Origin of the sequence: Streptococcus taonis, assembly GCF_029948085.1 — a bacterium.
Lineage (GTDB): Bacteria > Bacillota > Bacilli > Lactobacillales > Streptococcaceae > Streptococcus > Streptococcus taonis.
The window spans coordinates 1-1,550 of sequence record NZ_JARZZP010000030.1 but is presented as its reverse complement, the minus strand read 5'-3'; the positions used below and the strand labels follow the sequence as shown (position 1 = coordinate 1,550).

Annotated in this window: 1 protein-coding gene; it reads left to right on the top strand. The window is 37.9% G+C overall.

What is annotated here, in order from left to right:
• Window positions 1–98: 98 nt before the first annotated feature.
• Window positions 99–1,484 (top strand): IS1182 family transposase, encoded by a 1,386-nt coding sequence (locus QEZ38_RS09665; RefSeq protein WP_416222460.1) that lies wholly within the window; start codon window positions 99–101, stop codon window positions 1,482–1,484.
• Window positions 1,485–1,550 lie beyond the last annotated feature (66 nt).

Genomic DNA, 1,550 nt, shown 5'->3' with positions numbered 1-1,550 from the left:
TCAGATTGAAGACAAAGTCCTTGGAAGTCCAGTTTCTAAGGGCTTTTCTTTGTGTAAAGTCGTATAATAGAGGTAAGAAAAGTTGTGAGGTGTTCCCTATGTTTCACAAAGAAAAACCTGATTATAACCGTAAGCAATATGGTTTCTATACAATAGACGAATTGGTCCCCAAAGATCACTTTCTTCGACAAGTAGATTCAAAGGTTGATTTTGACTTTATTTATGATTTGGTAGAAAATACCTATAGCCCAGATAATGGTCGTCCTAGTCTTGATCCCGTCATGCTAGTCAAAATTCCTTTGATTAAATGTTTTTATGGCATTCGTTCCATGCGCCAAACCATGAAAGATATTGAAGTAAATGTGGCCTATCGTTGGTTTCTTGGACTAACTTTAGATGATAAGGTCCCTCATTTTACTACCTATGGAAAGAATTACAGCCGTCGTTTTCAAGATAAAGAACTCATTTCTGAGATTTTTTCCCAAGTTCTCAGCCAAGCTTTGTATGCTGGCTTAATTGATCCTTCTGAAATATTTGTGGATGGTACCCATATCAAAGCGGCGGCTAATAGTCACAAGTATCGTAAGGAAATGGTAGACCAACAAGCTAAATTTATGAGTGAACAATTGGCAGTTGAGATTGATTTAGATAGGAAAAAACACGAAAAAAAGTCCTTAAAGCCCGCAAAAGAAAGTGAGGCCAAGGAAAAGAAGATCTCAACAACAGATCCCGAGTGTGGTTGGTTTCACAAGGGCGAACACAAGGAAGTATTTGCCTATTCTGCTCAAGTTGCTTGTGATAAGCATGGTTGGGCCTTAGCTTATACGGTTGAAGCAGGAAATGTTCATGATAGTCAGGCCTTCCCTGCCCTATTTTCAAAGTTAGAGCCTTTCTCCCCACACTATATTATTGCGGATTCAGGTTACAAGACACCAGCTATTGCCCATTATTTATTAGAACGTAACATCATCCCTGTCTTTCCTTATACTCGTCCAAAGGGAGTAAAGGGAAACTTAAGACCTAGTAATTTTGTTTATGATGCAAGCCATGATTGTTATGTCTGTCCAGAAAATCAAGTACTAAACTATCGCACGACCACTCGAGAAGGCTACCGTGAGTATAAGAGTAATCCAAAAGTATGTGTTGCCTGTCCTTTATTATCCGTTTGTACCCAAAGCAAGAATTTTCAAAAAGTAGTAACGAGACATGTCTGGAAAGATGCCCTTGAATTTTGTGAGGAAATTCGCCACCAAAGAGAAATGAAAGAGCTCTATAAGAAGCGCAAAGAAACAATTGAACGACTCTTTGGGACGGCTAAGGAGTACCATAATTTGAGATACACTAGAGAGAAAGGAAAGTCCAAAATGCAGGATCAGGTTGGGCTTACTTTGGCGTGTTTAAATATCAAAAAATTAGTGAAATGGATAGGGTATGTCCCTTTTTATTTTTCTCAAATACAGATTTTTGAATGGAATATCAGATGATGAGACAAACTATTTTTGAAAAAAGAAAAAGACAAACGCCAAAAATAACGTTTGTCTTCGTTCTGA